Annotated in this window: 16 protein-coding genes and 1 pseudogene; 13 read left to right on the top strand and 4 right to left on the bottom strand. The window is 61.1% G+C overall.

Going from position 1 to position 16,366, the window contains the following annotated elements:
- Positions 1-42 precede the first annotated feature (42 nt).
- The 3 genes from prfB (at position 43) to ACX2DJ_RS09705 (ending at position 3,412) form a co-directional block, all read left to right on the top strand.
- On the top strand, positions 43-1,170 hold the full coding sequence (prfB, locus tag ACX2DJ_RS09715; RefSeq protein ID WP_462572310.1) for a peptide chain release factor 2: 1,128 nt from the start codon (positions 43-45) through the stop codon (positions 1,168-1,170).
- The gene (locus ACX2DJ_RS09710) at positions 1,167-1,886 is read left to right on the top strand and encodes a class I SAM-dependent methyltransferase (protein ID WP_462572309.1); all 720 of its coding nucleotides are present in this window, start codon (positions 1,167-1,169) and stop codon (positions 1,884-1,886) included. Before prfB ends, ACX2DJ_RS09710 begins: the two co-directional genes overlap by 4 nt.
- Before the next feature lie 122 nt (positions 1,887-2,008).
- Positions 2,009-3,412: an NAD(P)H-dependent flavin oxidoreductase gene (locus tag ACX2DJ_RS09705; RefSeq protein ID WP_462572308.1), complete on the top strand. Its 1,404-nt coding sequence runs from the start codon at positions 2,009-2,011 to the stop codon at positions 3,410-3,412.
- Positions 3,413-3,416: 4 nt separating this feature from the next.
- On the opposite strand, the gene ACX2DJ_RS09700 is transcribed toward ACX2DJ_RS09705, so the two are convergent.
- Positions 3,417-4,433 (bottom strand): 2-hydroxyacid dehydrogenase, encoded by a 1,017-nt coding sequence (locus tag ACX2DJ_RS09700; RefSeq protein ID WP_462572307.1) that lies wholly within the window; start codon positions 4,431-4,433, stop codon positions 3,417-3,419.
- Positions 4,434-4,557: 124 nt separating this feature from the next.
- Between ACX2DJ_RS09700 and ACX2DJ_RS09695 the strand changes: the two genes are divergently transcribed.
- On the top strand, positions 4,558-5,007 hold the full coding sequence (locus ACX2DJ_RS09695; protein WP_462572306.1) for an SH3 domain-containing protein: 450 nt from the start codon (positions 4,558-4,560) through the stop codon (positions 5,005-5,007).
- 62 nt (positions 5,008-5,069) lie between these two features.
- On the opposite strand, the gene ACX2DJ_RS09690 is transcribed toward ACX2DJ_RS09695, so the two are convergent.
- From ACX2DJ_RS09690 to ACX2DJ_RS09680, 3 genes are all read right to left on the bottom strand, one after another.
- Positions 5,070-5,456, bottom strand: a complete 387-nt coding sequence (locus ACX2DJ_RS09690; protein WP_462572304.1) for a hypothetical protein — start codon at positions 5,454-5,456, stop codon at positions 5,070-5,072.
- A 37-nt stretch (positions 5,457-5,493) separates the two neighbouring features.
- Positions 5,494-5,880 carry a hypothetical protein gene (locus tag ACX2DJ_RS09685; protein WP_462572303.1) on the bottom strand — a complete coding sequence of 129 codons (387 nt, stop codon included), beginning with the start codon at positions 5,878-5,880 and terminating at the stop codon, positions 5,494-5,496.
- Positions 5,881-5,952: 72 nt separating this feature from the next.
- Positions 5,953-7,152 carry a thiolase family protein gene (locus ACX2DJ_RS09680; RefSeq protein WP_462572302.1) on the bottom strand — a complete coding sequence of 400 codons (1,200 nt, stop codon included), beginning with the start codon at positions 7,150-7,152 and terminating at the stop codon, positions 5,953-5,955.
- A 178-nt stretch (positions 7,153-7,330) separates the two neighbouring features.
- On the opposite strand from ACX2DJ_RS09680, the gene ACX2DJ_RS09675 reads away from it, so the two are divergent.
- The 9 genes and pseudogenes from ACX2DJ_RS09675 (at position 7,331) to nuoG (ending at position 16,336) form a co-directional block, all read left to right on the top strand.
- On the top strand, positions 7,331-8,761 hold the full coding sequence (locus ACX2DJ_RS09675; protein WP_462572301.1) for a coniferyl aldehyde dehydrogenase: 1,431 nt from the start codon (positions 7,331-7,333) through the stop codon (positions 8,759-8,761).
- 175 nt (positions 8,762-8,936) lie between these two features.
- Positions 8,937-9,311, top strand: a complete 375-nt coding sequence (locus tag ACX2DJ_RS09670; RefSeq protein ID WP_462572299.1) for an NADH-quinone oxidoreductase subunit A — start codon at positions 8,937-8,939, stop codon at positions 9,309-9,311.
- The gene (locus ACX2DJ_RS09665; RefSeq protein ID WP_462572298.1) at positions 9,308-9,871 is read left to right on the top strand and encodes a NuoB/complex I 20 kDa subunit family protein; all 564 of its coding nucleotides are present in this window, start codon (positions 9,308-9,310) and stop codon (positions 9,869-9,871) included. Before ACX2DJ_RS09670 ends, ACX2DJ_RS09665 begins: the two co-directional genes overlap by 4 nt.
- Positions 9,868-10,482, top strand: a pseudogene (locus ACX2DJ_RS09660) (NADH-quinone oxidoreductase subunit C); the annotation flags it as partial. The gene ACX2DJ_RS09665 and the pseudogene ACX2DJ_RS09660, both read left to right, overlap by 4 nt.
- A gap of 11 nt (positions 10,483-10,493) precedes the next feature.
- Entirely contained in the window at positions 10,494-11,705 is a 1,212-nt protein-coding gene (locus tag ACX2DJ_RS09655) for an NADH-quinone oxidoreductase subunit D (protein ID WP_462572297.1), read from the top strand.
- A gap of 438 nt (positions 11,706-12,143) precedes the next feature.
- Positions 12,144-12,812, top strand: coding sequence for an NADH-quinone oxidoreductase subunit NuoE (nuoE, locus tag ACX2DJ_RS09650; protein WP_462572296.1), 669 nt, complete (start codon positions 12,144-12,146; stop codon positions 12,810-12,812).
- Between the two features lie 52 nt (positions 12,813-12,864).
- Positions 12,865-13,026 (top strand): hypothetical protein, encoded by a 162-nt coding sequence (locus ACX2DJ_RS09645; RefSeq protein ID WP_462572295.1) that lies wholly within the window; start codon positions 12,865-12,867, stop codon positions 13,024-13,026.
- On the top strand, positions 13,023-14,318 hold the full coding sequence (gene nuoF / locus ACX2DJ_RS09640) for an NADH-quinone oxidoreductase subunit NuoF (RefSeq protein ID WP_462572294.1): 1,296 nt from the start codon (positions 13,023-13,025) through the stop codon (positions 14,316-14,318). The genes ACX2DJ_RS09645 and nuoF overlap by 4 nt, the downstream gene beginning before the upstream one ends.
- A complete protein-coding gene (nuoG, locus tag ACX2DJ_RS09635) occupies positions 14,318-16,336 on the top strand; it encodes an NADH-quinone oxidoreductase subunit NuoG (RefSeq protein WP_462572293.1) in 2,019 nt (672 codons plus the stop codon). The genes nuoF and nuoG overlap by 1 nt, the downstream gene beginning before the upstream one ends.
- Positions 16,337-16,366 lie beyond the last annotated feature (30 nt).

The following is a 16,366-nucleotide window of genomic DNA, read 5'->3' as shown; positions in this document are numbered from 1 at the left end:
GGTCCGCTAAGCGCGTCTGCTCATTTTGACGAAGGAAGAATTATGCGTGCCGAGGGGCAGGCTCACATCGACCGCATTGAAGCAGCGCTTGATCTTGTGCGTCAGTCGCTCGACTGGGATCGTGCGCTGCGCCGCCTCGATGAACTGGACGCCCGTGTACAGGATCCCAAACTGTGGGACGATCCCAAGCAGGCCCAGGCCATAACCCGCGAGCAGAAACTGCTCCAGAACGCCATCAATACTGTAAGGCATATCTCCGCCGAGATGGCTGACGCGGTCGAATTCGTCGAGATGGGCGAGGCCGAGGGCGAAGGCGCCATTGTCGAGGAAGGACTGCAAAGCCTGGCCAGGCTGGCCGAGCGTGCTGACGCAGACAAGGTCAACGCGCTGCTTTCGGGCGAGGCTGACGGCAATGACACCTACCTGGAAATCCATGCCGGCGCAGGTGGCACTGAAAGCCAGGATTGGGCCGAGATGCTGTTTCGCATGTATGCGCGCTGGGCCGAGCGGCGCGGCTTCAAGGTTGAAACCGTTGAATATCAGGCGGGCGATCAAGCCGGGATCAAGTCAGCCACGCTGCTGATCAAGGGTGAGAACGCCTATGGCTATGCCAAAACCGAAAGCGGGGTCCACCGCCTGGTTCGCATCAGCCCCTATGACAGTAGTGCCCGCCGCCATACTTCGTTCAGTTCGGTCTGGGTCTATCCGGTGATCGATGACGATATCGAGATCGAGATCAACGAGAGCGATCTCAAGATCGATACCTATCGCGCGTCTGGCGCGGGCGGACAGCATGTCAACACCACCGATTCTGCCGTGCGGATAACCCACCAGCCGACCGGGATAGTTGTTGCCAGCCAGAACGACCGCAGCCAGCACAAGAACCGCGCCACTGCAATGAGTATGCTGAAGGCGCGGTTGTTCGAGCGCGAGATGGCCGAACGCGAAGCTGCGGCCAGTGGCGAATATCAGGAAAAGAGCGATATCGGATGGGGCCACCAGATCCGGTCCTATGTGTTGCAACCTTATCAGATGGTGAAGGATTTGCGCACCGGCGTGATCTCGACCAATCCCGATGCGGTGCTTGACGGTGCGATTGATGATTTCATTTCCGCCGCGCTGGCGCAGCGCGTCACCGGCGAGAAGGTTGAGGTGGACGACGTCGAATGATGCGCACAGCATTCCTTTCGCTCGCGGTACTGGCGGGCTTGGCCGGCTGCGAACCGCTGGGCCAGGGTGACGAGCGACCCGAGACGTCTCGCGAATTCCCGCAGGCCGATCGGCCGGTATCCGGTGTCACCGCCAACCAGTTCTCGACCGAAGACGCTCGCGATGAGCGAGGCGAAGCCCAGGAGGTGATGGATCTGGCCGGAATCACCAATGGCATGACCGTTGCGGATATTGGCGCTGGCGAGGGCTATTATACCATTCGCCTTGCAGAACGCGTGGGCGAGGACGGGCGAGTGCTGGCGCAGGATATCGACCGCGAAGCGCTTGACCGGCTTGGCCAGCGGGTTGAACGCGAGCGGCTGGATAATGTGTCGATCAAGCTGGGGCGGGAAGACGATCCGCAACTACCGGCAGACAGTTTTGACCGCATTTTCCTGGTCCATATGTACCACGAGGTAACAGAACCCTATGCCTTCCTGTGGCGGCTATGGCCGGCGTTGGCAGAAGGCGGGCAAGTCATAGTGGTCGATTCCGATCGCCCGACTGATAAGCACGGGATTCCGCCGCTGCTTTTGTCATGCGAGTTCAAGGCGGTGGGTTTTCGTTTGGTCGAGTTTGTCGAGAAGCCTGACCTTCGCGGTTATTTTGCCCGCTTCGAGCGAGCTGAAAAACGCCCTGACCCGTCGGAAATCCGCCCTTGTTCAATGCGGCCATAGCGGGTTGACGGTGCCTGCGCAGCGGATGGTCAGAAACAACTAAACATACGGGCCGTTAATGGTCTAAGACCGGAAAAACTTATGGTGCGCGAAAGATTGCGCGGCTCGAGGGGAGCAATTCATTGTTTAAGGGATTAAGCCCAATTATTTATGGTGGGCGCGAAGTCTGGCCGCTGGTGGAAGGCGGTAAGGGTGTATCGGCAACCAATCATGCCAGTTCGGGCGCATGGGCTGCTGCGGGCGGAATTGGCACCGTCAGTGCAGTCAATGCCGACAGCTATGACGAGGACGGCAATCCGATCCCGCAGGTTTATCCGCAGGCGACCCGTAAAGAACGTTTCGAGCAGCTCGTCCGTTACGCCATCGACGGCGCCAGCGAACAGGTGAAACGCGCCCATGAAATCGCCGACGGCAAAGGCGCAATCAATATCAATGTGCTTTGGGAAATGGGCGGTGCCCAGCAGGTCCTCGAGGGCGTGCTGGAGAACTGCAAAGGCCTGATCACCGGCGTTACATGCGGTGCGGGCATGCCTTACAAGCTGGCCGAAATCGCGGCCCGGTATAACGTCAACTACTTGCCGATCATCAGCTCTGCCCGCGCCTTCCGCGCGCTGTGGAAGCGCAGCTATTCCAAGGTGCCCGAACTCATGGCTGCGGTGGTTTATGAAGACCCATGGCTGGCGGGCGGCCATAATGGCCTTTCGAACGCCGAAGACCCGACCAAGCCGGAAGATCCCTATCCGCGCGTCAAGGCCCTGCGCGAAACCATGCGCGCCGAGGGCGTTAGCGAGGACACTGCGATCGTCATGGCCGGCGGCGTGTGGTTCCTGCGCGAATGGAACGACTGGATCGATAATCCCGAGCTCGGCAAGATCGTGTTCCAGTTCGGCACGCGGCCTTTGCTGACCAAGGAAAGCCCGATCCCGCAGGTGTGGAAAGACATGCTGCGTACGGTCGAACCGGGCGATGTGCTGCTGCACAAGTTCAGCCCCACTGGCTTCTATTCCAGCGCGGTGAAGACGCCATTTCTCTACGATCTGATGCATCGTAGCGATCGCCAGATCCCAATCTTCAAGCGAGACGAGGAGGGTGGCACCGTCCCGCTGCTCGATCACGGCAAGGCCAAATATTTCTGGGTCCACCCGGGCGACCAACGTAAGGCGCTGGCCTGGATCGCCGAAGGCTTCAGCGAACCGCTCAAGACGCCCGACAACACCGTGGTTTTCGTCACTCCGCAAAGTGCCGAGCAGATCCGTGCCGACCAGCAGGGCTGCATGGGGTGCCTCAGCCACTGCCAGTTCAGCAGCTGGAAGGACCATGACGATCACACCACCGGGAGGCTGGCCGATCCGCGAAGCTTCTGCATCCAGAAGACGCTGCAGGATATCGCGCATGGCGGCGACCCGGACAACAATCTCGCCTTTGCGGGGCACTCAGCCTATCGCTTCAAGCAGGATCCGTTCTATTCGAACAACTTCACCCCCACGGTGAAGGAACTGGTCGACCGGATTCTGACGGGCGATTGAAACCCTAGACCAAAGCTTCGAGCACCTGGTCTGGGGGGCGATGGCCGTCCATCCAGAAACGGATATTGGCGATCACCTTCTCGCCGGAGGCTTCGCGCCCTTCGGCTGTGGCGCTGCCGATGTGCGGCAGGGTCATCACATTGGGAATCTTCAGCAGCCGCTTGTCGACATGGGGCTCGTCTGGATAGACGTCGAGCCCGGCACCGGCAAGGTGCCCGCTCTCGAGTGCAGCGATCAGCGCTTCCTGGTCGATCAGTTCGCCGCGCGCAGTATTGATGATCGAGGAGCCGGGTTTCATCAGGGCAATGCGCCGCGCATCAATCAGCCCGCGCGTTTCCTCCGTAAGCGGACAATGCAGGGTCAGAATATCTGCTTCGGCAACCAGGCTATCCACATCGGGAACGAAGCGTGCGCCCAGCATCCGCTCAATCGCTTCGGGCAGAGGCTTGCGGTTGGTATAGGCAATCTCCAGCCCGAATGCGCGCGCGCGATGCGCAACAGCCTGCCCGATCCGGCCCATGCCGATAATGCCCAGCACTTTACCGGCAAGCCTGCGGCCAAGCATTCCCGACGGCGCCCAGCCGGTCCATTTGCCGCTGCGCACCAGCCCCACGCCTTCGCGGATGCGGCGCGGCACGCCGATGATCCCGCACATGGCGAGATCGGCGGTATCGTCGGTGAACACGCCCGGCGTATTGGTGACGATGATCTTGCGTTTGGCGGCTGCCCCTAGATCGATATGCTCGATTCCCGAACCGAAGCTCGCAATCAGCCTGAGTTGGTCGCCCGCCCGTTCGATCATTTCGGCATCGATGCGGTCGGTCACTGTTGGGACCAACACATCGGCTTCCTGCATCGCAGCGATGAGCTGGTCACGCGTAAATGGCACGTCGCCTTCATTCAGCTTCACATCGAACAGCTCGCGCATGCGATGTTCGACCGAGGGCATCAGGTGACGGGTCACAATCACCTTTGGAGCATGGTCGATCGGTTTGCGCGGGGATGCCGTGTCTTGAGCCATGTTTGCGGGCTAGGACGGCAAAGGCGGGGCGGTCAAGCGCTTGTGCGAAACTAACCCAAAGCGTGCTTGAAGCGGGGCATGGTCACGCTGTATGCGGTTGCTCATGCGCATTGCCATAATAGCCTTGTTTGCGACGCTTTTTCTCGCCACGCCGGGGGTAGTTGAAGCCCAGACGCGCGAGGTCCCTTACTGGGCATCGATCCGTGCCGAAGAGGTCAACATGCGGGTTGGCCCAAGCCAGGACTATCCGATTGAGTGGATCTACAAGCGGCAGGGGCTGCCAGTTAAGGTAATCCGGGTCCAGGAAGGCTGGCGGCTCGTCAGCGATCCCGACGGGGCGCAGGGATGGATCGTGGCGCGGTTGCTCGATCCCGCTCGCTCCGCATTGGTAATCGGTGAAGGCCTGGCTGCCATCCGCGAAGCCCCGCAGGCCGAGGCAAAGCTCAAATGGAATGCCAAGCCCGGTGTAGTCGGCAGGCTAGGCAAGTGCGAAGCGGGCTGGTGCATGATTGACGTCGGGGGGCGTGAGGGCTGGATCCGCGAGGATCGGCTATGGGGCGTGGGGGAACCCTGAGTTGGGGATGTGAAATGGGCGACCCCGCAGGACCGCCCACTTCAGTTCCTTGACGGTGAGGCTTATTCAGCCGCGCGCGTGACCGTTGATGTGGCACCATCAGGATCAGTGGATGTCCATGTGCCATCCGCAGCGATCGCCTGTGTGTAGCAGATTTCGGCCGCATCTTCGCCAACGGGATCGGCGCAGAACACTTCGTTTTCGGATGTGTATGTGCCCGTGACCGGATCGACCCCTTCGGCGGTCAAAGTAAAGGTCCCGTCCTCGGCCAGAATCCAGACTGAGGCAGCCCCGTCTGGCCCAACGACGTTATAAGTGGCAGCAAGCGGGCCACCATCAATGGCGGTTGGCGCCATCGCGGCTTCTTCGGTAGGTTCAGGTGCTGGAGCCTCCGCTTCCGAGCAGGCCGCCAGCGCCAGGACGCTGGCAAGTGTCAAGAGTTTTCGCATCGAAAATTCCTTTCCTAGTTATCGCGGGAACCTGCAATCAGGCCGAGGGTGCGGGCCGTACGGTTACGGTTTCGCCGTCGTCTGAAGTAGAAGTCCAGCTACCGTCTTCGCCCACTTCGCTGTTTGTCCAGCAGCGTGTCGGCTGTTCGGGGTCGTCGCCTTCAGGGTCGAAGCAGAGCTTGCCGTCTTGCTCGGTGACAGTTCCGCTGCCCGTTTCATCGCCAAGGATGGCGGTAAAGGTGCCTTCTTCGGTTGTAGTGACAGTACCTACCGAACCATCGGCATAGGTTACTTCAAAGATGCCCGGCCCTTCATTGGCGGCAGGCGCAGTTGTCCCTTCAGCAACCGGCGTAGCTTCTTCGGTTGCCGGTTCCGCACAAGCGGCCAGCGCCAATACGGCAGTGGCGACGATGAGTTTCTTCATTGCGTGAATCTCCCTAATCACGCGACCCGCGCGCGGAGATACCACACAAATTCGAGACAGAGAAATGCGACGTTAGGAAACCAGTTCCACCGCAACCGCAGTCGCTTCGCCGCCGCCGATGCACAGCGATGCCACGCCGCGGGTCTTGCCTTGCCGCTTGAGCGCATTGAGCAGCGTCACGATGATGCGGGTGCCGCTCGCACCGATCGGGTGGCCCAGCGCGGTCGCGCCGCCATTGACGTTGATCTTCTCGTGCGGGATGCCGATGTCGCGCATCGCGAACATCGCCACGCAGGCAAAGGCTTCGTTCACTTCCCACAGGTCGACATCGTCGGTCGTCCAGCCTGCGCGATCGAGCACTTTCTGGATCGCGCCCACCGGGGCAACGGTGAAGTCCTTTGGTTCCTGTGCATGCGCCGCCAGGGCAACGATCTTCGCTACCGGTTTCTGCCCATTTTCCTTCGCCATGCTCTCGCGGGTGAGCACAACCGCTGCCGCTCCGTCCGAGATCGAGCTCGAGGTTGCAGCCGTAATCGTGCCGTCCTTGGCAAAGGCAGGGCGCAGTGTCGGGATCTTGTCGGGCTTGCCCTTGCCGGGCTGCTCATCGGTATCGACGGTTACTTCACCGGCACGAGTGGCGAAGCTGACCGGCACGACTTCATCGGCAAAGGCGCCGTTGGCGATAGCTTCGTTCGCGCGGCGGAGCGATTCGATCGAATAACCGTCCATGTCTTCGCGCGTGAGCTGATAGGCGTTGGCGGTGTCCTGCGCAAAGGTGCCCATCGCGCGGCCTTCCTCATAGGCATCCTCCAGCCCGTCAAGGAACATGTGATCATAGGCGGTGTCATGGCCGATGCGCGCACCCGAGCGGTGCTTCTTGAGCAGGTAGGGTGCGTTGGTCATGCTTTCCATGCCGCCGGCAATGACATAGTCGATCGTACCGCTGGCGAGTGCCTCTGCGCCCATGATCACGGTTTGCATGCCGCTGCCGCACACCTTGTTGACGGTGGTCGCCTGGACCGACTTGGGCAGCCCTGCCTTTAGCGCAGCCTGGCGCGCCGGGGCCTGGCCCAGGCCGGCGGGCAGGACGCAGCCCATATAGGCGCGGTCGAATTTCTCGCCCGGAACACCTGAACGCTCGACAGCGGCCCTCACCGCAGTCGCGCCAAGATCGGTGGCCGAAACATCGGCCAGTGCACCCTGCATGCCGCCCATCGGCGTGCGCGCATAAGACAGGATTACGATCGGATCGGCGGCAGAAAACTGGGTCATGGCTTTGTCCTCGGGTGGAAGAGGGGGGAAGATTCGCTTTGCGATCTAATGCTGCGATGCGGCAAAGGCAAACGCACGAACGCATCGGCATACGTATTAGCTTGTCATGCAGGCGCGGTTGCGCAAGAACCGATGGCAAATCGCAACCCAGATGCGTGCAATTTTACAGGAGAGAACAATGGCTGACGATCGCCGCGAGGAAATGGAACGTATCCTGAAGCTACAGCGCGCAGCTTTCACCGCTTCACGGCCCGAGCCTATGAGCATGCGCAAGGACCGCATCAAGCGTGCGATGGCAATGGTCAAGGATCACGGCGAGAATCTGGCCAAGGCGATGAGCGCGGACTTCGGCAATCGCAGCATGCACCAGTCAATGCTGACCGATATTGCGGCCACAGTGAGCGCGGGGAAAGATGCGCTCAAGCATATGGACCAATGGGCCAGAACCAGCAAACGCAAGGTGCAGTTTCCGCTGGGCCTGCTCGGCGCCAAGGCCGAGGTGCGCTATGAACCCAAGGGGGTCATCGGAATCCTTTCGCCGTGGAATTTCCCCGTGCAGCTGGCACTTGGTCCGTTGATGCAGGTTTTGGCTGCGGGCAACAGGGCGATGATCAAGCCAAGCGAATTTACCGAGCGCACTTCCCTGCTGATGAAGGAACTGGTCAGCGAATATTTCACTCCTGATGAAGTGGCGGTGATCACCGGCAGCCCGGAAGTCGCGGCGGCATTCTCGTCGCTGCCTTTCGATCATCTGGTCTTTACCGGATCGACCGCTACCGGGCGCCGCGTGATGGAGGCTGCCGCGGCCAATCTGGTGCCGGTCACGCTTGAACTGGGCGGCAAGAGCCCGGTCGTCATGGGTCGCAGCGCGGATTTCGCCAAGGCGGGCGAACGCATCGCGCTGGGCAAGATGATGAATGCCGGGCAAATCTGCCTGGCGCCTGACTATATGTATGTGCCGCAGGACAAGGAGGATGAAGCGATCGCCGGGGTCAGCCAGGGCGTGCGCAACATGTATCCCGCGCTGCTGGAGAATGACGATTATGCCTCGATCGTAAGTGACCGCCATTTCGAACGGCTCCAGGGCCTGGTCGAGGATGCGCGCGAGAAAGGCGCTGAAGTGATCGAGGTAAACCCCGGCGGTGAGGATTTCTCCAATGCCAACATGCGCAAGATGCCGCTCAACATCCTGCGCAATGTCACTGACGAGATGAAGGTGATGCAGGAAGAGATATTTGGTCCTGTGCTGCCGGTGAAAACCTACAGCCAGATCGATGAGGCGCTCGATTATGTGAACGAGCATGATCGCCCGCTGGGCCTATACTATTTCGGCGAGGACAAGGCCGAGCAGGAGCGCGTGCTGACCAGGACCATCTCCGGCGGGGTGACCACCAATGACGTGATCTTCCACGTTTCGATGGAAGATCTGCCGTTTGGCGGGGTCGGCCCCTCGGGCATGGGCAGCTACCATTCGATCGAGGGTTTCCGCGAATTCAGCCACGCCCGCGCGGTCTATCACCAGCCGAAGATCGACATCGCCAAGCTGGGCGGGTTCAAGCCGCCCTATGGAAAGGCAACCGAAAAGGCCGCCGCGACGATGATGAAATAGGCTGGTGGCCGATCCGTAACGCCGTGCGTGCTTCCATTTGTCAAGGCAAGGCGCTGCGTGCGGTTGATCGCACCATACGATATGCGCATGCTATGAATTACACGATTCGTGCCCTTGCGCTGATGAAATGAGCAGCCTAGAGGCGCGGCCAGACTATGCCCGCTAGGATTCCTTTGTGGTTGATCTGAGCCAATATCTTCCGATCCTGATCTTTCTGTTCATCGCAGGGGGATTGTCGGCGCTGTTCGTGTTCCTGCCGATGGGCGTGGCGCGGCTGACCGGGGCGCACCAGCCCGATGCCGAGAAGCTGAGCGAATATGAATGCGGCTTTCCCGCCTTTGATGATGCGCGCAGCCAGTTCGACGTGCGATTTTACCTGGTCGCGATCAGCTTCATCATCTTCGATCTTGAGGCGGCCTTCCTGTTTCCATGGGCCGTGAGCCTGGGTGAAACGGGTTGGGCAGGCTGGATCGGCATGATGGTGTTCCTGAGCATTCTGGCCATCGGGCTCGCCTATGAGTGGAAGAAGGGGGCGCTGGACTGGGAATGAGCACTATCATCACTCCACCGAACACGCTTCCGCTGGCTGCCAAGGGCGGCGAGGTCCGCCAGCCCGATGCTGATTATTTCCATGCTTTGCAGACCGAGGTGAACGACAAGGGTTTCCTTGTCACCAGCACAGAGGATCTGTTCCAGTGGGCGCGCACTGGCAGCCTGTGGTGGATGACGTTTGGCCTCGCCTGCTGCGCGGTCGAGATGATCCACGTCAACATGCCGCGTTATGATATGGAGCGCTTCGGCGTTGCCCCGCGCGCGAGCCCGCGCCAGTCGGACGTGATGATCGTGGCGGGCACGCTGTGCAACAAGATGGCCCCGGCGCTGCGCAAGGTCTATGACCAGATGTCGGAACCCAGATATGTGATCAGTATGGGCAGCTGCGCCAATGGCGGCGGCTATTACCATTACAGCTATTCGGTGGTGCGCGGGTGTGACCGGATCGTGCCGGTCGACATCTACGTGCCCGGCTGCCCGCCCACGGCCGAGGCGCTGCTCTACGGCGTGATGCAACTCCAGCGCAAGATCCGCCGGATCGGGACGATAGAACGGTGAGCATCCTCCATTCCGCCCCGAAATTCGCCAGCAACGATGGCGTGTGCAACGCGCTCGTCACCGCACTTGGTGACATGGCCGTGTCCGCCAGGGAAGAGCACGGCGAGATCGTTATTAACGTGAAGCGCGCCGCAATCGGAGACGTGCTGCGGTTGCTGCGTGACGAGCACCAATACCAGCAGTTGATGGAGATTGCCGGGGTCGATTTCCCTGACCGCGCCGAACGCTTCGAAGTCGTTTACATGCTGCTTTCGCTCACGAAGAACCACCGCGTGATGGTGAAGGTCTCGACTGACGAGGCTACGCCGGTGCCCACGGTCACTACGCTGTGGCCCAATGCGGGTTGGCTCGAGCGCGAAGTGTTCGACCTTTACGGTGTCAAGTTTGCGGGCAATCCCGATCTGCGCCGCATCCTCACCGATTACGGCTTCGAAGGGCACCCGTTCCGCAAGGACTTCCCGCTCACGGGCTATGTCGAGCTGCGCTATTCCGAAGAGGAAAAGCGCGTCGTCTATGAACCGGTCGAGCTGGCGCAGGACCTCAGGCAATTCGACTTCATGAGCCCGTGGGAGGGCGCAGAATACGTGCTGCCCGGCGATGAAAAGGCTGAGGAGGGCAAGGCATGAGCATCCAGCTCGAGGAATCGCCCACCACCGGCGATGAAGTCATCACCAATTACACGATCAATTTCGGGCCGCAGCATCCCGCCGCGCACGGCGTGCTGCGCATGGTGATGGAGCTTGACGGCGAGGTGATCGAACGGATCGATCCGCATGTCGGCCTGCTCCACCGCGGCACCGAAAAACTGATCGAGCACAAGACCTACCTTCAGGCGCTACCTTATTTCGACCGGCTCGATTACGTTTCGCCGCTGTGCCAGGAACATTCCTATGTGCTGGCGATCGAGAAGCTGCTCAATCTCGAAGTGCCGATCCGCGCGCAATATCTGCGTGTGCTGTTCGCCGAACTAACGCGCATTTCCAACCACATGCTCAATATCGGTGCGCATGTGATGGATGTCGGCGCGATGACGCCCAATCTGTGGGTGTTCGAGCTGCGCGAAGACTGCATGAACTTCTTCGAGCGGGCCAGCGGCGCACGCATGCACAGTGCCTGGTTCCGCCCCGGCGGCGTGCATCAGGACGTGCCCGAAAAGCTGCTGGTCGATATCGGCCACTGGGTCGACACGCGCCTGCCCGAACTGTTCGGCGATGCGATGAGCCTGGTGATCGACAACCGTATCTTCAAGCAGCGCAATGTCGATATCGCGGTGGTTGGCCGCGATGATGCGATTGCCTGGGGCTTTTCCGGCCCGATGATCCGCGCTGCGGGCGTTCCTTGGGACCTGCGCAAGAGCCAGCCTTACGATGTCTATGACCGGATGGAGTTCGACATTCCAGTCGGCACCAATTCGGACTGCTATGACCGCTTCATGGTGCGCGTGAAGGAAGTTTACGAAAGCGCGAAGATCATCAAGCAGTGCCTTGCGGAAATGCCTCAGGGCCCCATCGCCAACACTGACGGCAAAGTCTCGCCGCCTAACCGCGCCGAGATGAAGCAGAGCATGGAAGCGCTGATCCACCACTTCAAGCTCTATACCGAGGGCTTCCATGTGCCTGCGGGCGAAGTTTACGTGGCGACCGAAAGCCCCAAGGGCGAATTCGGCGTCTATCTGGTCAGCGACGGCAGCAACAAGCCCTATCGCTGCAAGATCCGCCCCACTGCCTTCTCGCACCTGCAAGCGATGGACTTCATGTGCAAGGGCCACATGTTGCCCGACGCGACCGCCATCCTCGGCGCAATCGACGTGGTGTTCGGGGAGTGCGACCGGTGAAGATTTTGACTTCTCCCGTCATTGCGAGCCTCGCAACGCGAGGCGCGGCAATCCAGAGCTCGCCAGCGCCGGGACTGGATTGCTTCGTCACTTCGTTCCTCGCAATGACGAGCTTGTTCGGGGAGTGTGACCGGTGAGCGAGGCCAGAGACCTTTGCGAGTGCGAAATGCACGGTGCACAGCGCGAGACTTTTGTTTGTGCACACATTCCCCCTCGGATCGATCACGGTGTAGACTGTGGCTTTGTTTGCTATCCCGGACCTGATGACGACGGTTTGACCGACGCGTGGTGCTTCGACTGCGAAGATTTCTTGAACGCGAATGGCGGTGAATGGACAGATGAGGTCAAGGTACCTGACGGTCTCTCAATCCTTTGCGCTCAGTGCTATCTGCGCGCGCGCAAGATTGCCGATGAACACAATCGGTTACGAGTGAACTGATGGCTGACCGTACCCCCGCACCCGATACCCCCGAACTGCGCGCGCGCTGGGGCGCGTTCGCTTTCACGGACGAGAACCGCAAGAAGGCGGACTGGCATATCGCCAAATACCCTGCGGGCCGCCAACGCAGCGCCGTCATGCCGCTGCTCGACCTTGCCCAGCGTCAGGTCGGCGAAGAAACGCAGACGCAGGGCTGGCTGCCGCTGCCGGTGATCGAATACGTGGCGCAATATCTCGACATGCCGGTGATCCGCGTGCTCGAAGTCGCCACGTTCTACTTCATGTACAACCTTGTTCCGGTGGGTAAATTCCACGTCCAGGTGTGCGGCACCACGCCGTGCATGCTGCGCGGCAGCGATGATATCATCTCGGCCTGCAAGAAGCGCGGGATGGTGAAGGGCCACACCACCGAAGACGGCATGTGGACGCTCACCGAAGTCGAATGCATGGGCAATTGCGCCACCGCGCCAATGGTCCAGATCAATGACGACAATTACGAGGATTTGACGCCCGAACGGCTCGACGCGGTGCTTGATGCGCTGGCTGCCGGGCAACAGCCGAAAACCGGCACGCAGGAGCCGGGGCGGCACACCTCCGAGCCCAGCGGCGGGCCGACTACGCTCAAGGAAATGGTCAGCGAAAACCACGATTACCGGGGGGATTGGTGATGGAACTCCTCATCGCGACAACGGCTAACTTTGTGACTGGGAGAATGGGTTGATGCGCAAGTTCATCAAACCGCTGATCGCCGTCATGGCCGGGATCGCTGCGAGTTGGGGCCTGCAAGCAGCTGGAGTGGAACCGCTCGCGGCCAAGCTGGTTGGGCTCGCCATAGTCGGGGTGATGCTCGTTGTATTATGGCGCAGGAGTGCGGAGCAGTGAGCCTGCAGGACAAGGACCGCATTTTCACCAATCTCTACGGCTTCCAACCCTGGAATCTCGCCGCTGCTCAGGCGCGCGGCGACTGGGACAATACCAAGGCGCTGCTCGAACGCGGGCAGGACGCGATCATCGATGAGATTAAGGAATCGGGCCTGCGCGGGCGGGGCGGGGCGGGCTTCCCGACTGGGCTCAAATGGTCGTTCATGCCCAAGGAAAGCCGTGACGGCCGCCCGAGTTTCCTTGTCATCAATGCCGACGAGAGCGAGCCGGGCAGTTGCAAGGACCGCGAGATCATCCGCCACGATCCGCACAAGCTGATCGAAGGCGCGCTGGTTGCCGGCTATGCCATGCGCGCGCGCGCGGCCTACATCTACATCCGCGGCGAATATATCCGCGAGGCTGAAACGCTTCAGGCGGCCATCGACGAGGCTTACGCGGCGGGGCTGATCGGCAAGAATGCCAGCGGCAGCGGCTACGATTTCGACGTGTTCATGCACCGCGGCGCAGGCGCATACATCTGCGGCGAAGAAACCGCGATGATCGAAAGCCTGGAAGGCAAGAAGGGCCAGCCGCGCCTCAAACCGCCGTTCCCGGCGGGTGCGGGCCTCTATGGCTGCCCGACCACGGTGAACAATGTCGAGAGCATCGCGGTCGCGCCAACGATCCTGCGGCGCGGGGCTTCGTGGTTCTCCAGCTTCGGGCGCGATGGCAACAAGGGCACCAAGCTGTTCCAGATCAGCGGCCATGTCGAAAAGCCCTGCGTGGTCGAGGAAGCGATGAGCATCCCCTTCCGCGAATTGATCGAGAAGCATTGCGGCGGCATTCGCGGCGGGTGGGACAATCTGCTCGCGGTGATCCCCGGTGGATCGTCAGTCCCGCTGGTCCCGGCGGAGCAGATCATGGACGCGCCGATGGATTTTGACGGGCTGCGCGAAGTGGGTTCGGGCCTTGGCACCGCCGCCGTGATCGTGATGGACAAATCGACCGATATCGTCCGCGCGATTGCCCGCCTCAGCTATTTCTACAAGCACGAAAGCTGCGGCCAGTGCACCCCCTGCCGCGAGGGCACGGGCTGGATGTGGCGCGTGATGGAGCGGCTGCGCACCGGCGATGCGGCGATCGAAGAGATCGACATGCTGCAGCAGGTGACCAAGCAGGTCGAAGGCCACACCATCTGCGCATTGGGCGATGCGGCGGCATGGCCGATTCAGGGCCTGATCCGCCACTTCCGGCCGGAGCTGGAGCGGCGGATTCATGAGCATAACGCGAAATTCGCGGAGGCGGCCGAATAATGCCTAAAGTCACCGTAGACGGCGTGGAAATCGAAGTCCCCAATGGCGCCACCGTGCTGCAGGCGTGCGAGCTGGCGGGGAAGGAAATCCCGCGCTTCTGTTATCACGAACGGCTGAGCATCGCGGGCAATTGCCGTATGTGCCTGGTCGAGGTGAAGCCCGGCCCGCCCAAGCCGCAGGCGAGCTGCGCCCTGCCGACGCAGGAAGGCCAGGAAATCCGCACCGACACCCCGATGGTCAAGGCCGCGCGCGAGGGGGTGATGGAATTCCTGCTCATCAACCACCCGCTCGATTGCCCGATCTGCGATCAGGGCGGCGAATGCGATCTTCAGGATCAGGCGGTTGCCTATGGTCGCGGCGGTTCCCGCTATCACGAGAACAAGCGCGCGGTGACCGAGAAATACATGGGTCCGCTGATCAAGACGATCATGACCCGCTGCATCCACTGCACACGCTGCGTGCGGTTCAGCGAGGAAATCGCGGGCGTTGACGAAATCGGCGCGCTTGGCCGCGGCGAAGACATGCAGATTACCACCTATCTGGAGCAGGCGGCGAAGCATGAACTCTCCGCCAATGTGATCGATTTGTGCCCGGTCGGCGCGCTTACCAGCCGCCCCTATGCCTTCGAGGCGCGCCCATGGGAGCTGAAGAAAACGCTCAGCATCGACGTTTCGGACGCGGTGGGCACCAATATCCGGCTCGACAGCCGTGGGCGCGAAGTCATGCGCGCGCTTCCTCGCATCAACGATGACGTCAACGAGGAGTGGCTGTCTGACAAGGGCCGCTACATGGTCGATGGGCTTGGCAAGCGCAGGCTTGACAAGGTGTTCATGAGGAAGCGCGGCGGGCTGGCCGAGGCGACCTGGGACGAAGCATTCGAAGCGATCGCCAAGCAGCTGAAAGGCAAGGACAAGTCGAGCATCGCGGCTGTCGCTGGCGACATGGTCGATTGCGAGACAATGTTCGCGGCGAAGGCGCTGCTGAGGGCGTGCGGTTCAAGCCTGATCGAAGGCCGCCAGACCGGTATGGATTACGACGTGTCGAACCTCGCGGCGGTCAATTTCAACTCGACGCTTGCGGGCATCGAGACAGCCGACGCCATCCTGATCGTGGGCAGCCACGTTCGCTGGGAAGCGCCGCTGGTGAACACGCGCCTGCGCAAGGCGGCGAAACGCGGCGCCAGGATCTATATCATCGGCCCGGCCTGGGAACCGACCTATCACGCGACCTTCCTGGGTAATGATCTCTCGCTATTGTCGAACCTGCCAGGCGACCTGATCGAGCATTTCAACGAGGCGCAACGTCCCGCGATCATCATGGGCGGTGCGGCGATTGCGCGCGGCGCGCTCCACGCTGGCCTCGCCGCTGCCGACAAGCTCGGTGTCGTCAAAGGCGATTGGAACGGTTTCAACGTGCTCCACTTCTCGGCCGCGCGGATGGGCGGGCTGATGCTTGGTTTTGCGCAGAAGGGCGGCATGGCGGATATCGCCAAGGCCAAGCCAAAGGTGCTGCTGAGCCTCGGCGCGGACGAGATGAATTTCGAACCCTTTGCCGACAGCCTGAAGGTCTATATCGGCCATCACGGCGACAAGGGCGCACATACGGCCGACATCGTGCTGCCTGCTGCATCCTATGCCGAAAAGGACGGGACCTACGTCAACACGGAAGGCCGGGTGCAATTCGCCGAGAAGGCCGTGTTCGCGCCGGGCGATGCGCGCGAAGACTGGACGATCCTGCGCGCTTTGGCGGATAGTCTGAGCGTTTCCGTGGGCTTTGACAGCTTCGCCGAATTGCAGGCCGCGATGATCAAGGAAGTGCCCGCGCTGGGCGAAGAAGGATTGGCCGATTACGGCGCACTGCCGGCGGCTCCTGCAGGCGCCAAGGCAGAAGGCGTGATCGAGGCGTACCCGATCAAGGATTTCTACCTCACCAACCCGATCGCACGGGCAAGCGCGGTGATGCAGCAATGCTCGGCGGAATTGCTCCACGGCGACGAGTTGAAGGAGGCGGCGGAATGAGGACCAAGTGCAACCTTTCGGTCGTCATTG

It is taken from the genome of Altererythrobacter chaiwopuensis (assembly GCF_054957755.1).
This window is presented reverse-complemented; position numbering and strand designations above follow the sequence as displayed.

What these genes read in the sequence shown, in the direction of transcription:
- ACX2DJ_RS09690 (WP_462572304.1), bottom strand. Translation starts at nt 5,456, where the DNA reads ATGCGAAAACTCTTGACACTTGCCAGCGTCCTGGCGCTGGCGGCCTGC.
- ACX2DJ_RS09710 (WP_462572309.1), top strand. Translation starts at nt 1,167, where the DNA reads ATGATGCGCACAGCATTCCTTTCGCTCGCGGTACTGGCGGGCTTGGCC.
- ACX2DJ_RS09655 (WP_462572297.1), top strand. Translation starts at nt 10,494, where the DNA reads ATGAGCATCCAGCTCGAGGAATCGCCCACCACCGGCGATGAAGTCATC.
- ACX2DJ_RS09680 (WP_462572302.1), bottom strand. Translation starts at nt 7,152, where the DNA reads ATGACCCAGTTTTCTGCCGCCGATCCGATCGTAATCCTGTCTTATGCG.
- ACX2DJ_RS09665 (WP_462572298.1), top strand. Translation starts at nt 9,308, where the DNA reads ATGAGCACTATCATCACTCCACCGAACACGCTTCCGCTGGCTGCCAAG.
- nuoG (WP_462572293.1), top strand. Translation starts at nt 14,318, where the DNA reads ATGCCTAAAGTCACCGTAGACGGCGTGGAAATCGAAGTCCCCAATGGC.
- ACX2DJ_RS09700 (WP_462572307.1), bottom strand. Translation starts at nt 4,433, where the DNA reads ATGGCTCAAGACACGGCATCCCCGCGCAAACCGATCGACCATGCTCCA.
- ACX2DJ_RS09685 (WP_462572303.1), bottom strand. Translation starts at nt 5,880, where the DNA reads ATGAAGAAACTCATCGTCGCCACTGCCGTATTGGCGCTGGCCGCTTGT.
- ACX2DJ_RS09675 (WP_462572301.1), top strand. Translation starts at nt 7,331, where the DNA reads ATGGCTGACGATCGCCGCGAGGAAATGGAACGTATCCTGAAGCTACAG.
- ACX2DJ_RS09645 (WP_462572295.1), top strand. Translation starts at nt 12,865, where the DNA reads ATGCGCAAGTTCATCAAACCGCTGATCGCCGTCATGGCCGGGATCGCT.
- prfB (WP_462572310.1), top strand. Translation starts at nt 43, where the DNA reads ATGCGTGCCGAGGGGCAGGCTCACATCGACCGCATTGAAGCAGCGCTT.
- nuoE (WP_462572296.1), top strand. Translation starts at nt 12,144, where the DNA reads ATGGCTGACCGTACCCCCGCACCCGATACCCCCGAACTGCGCGCGCGC.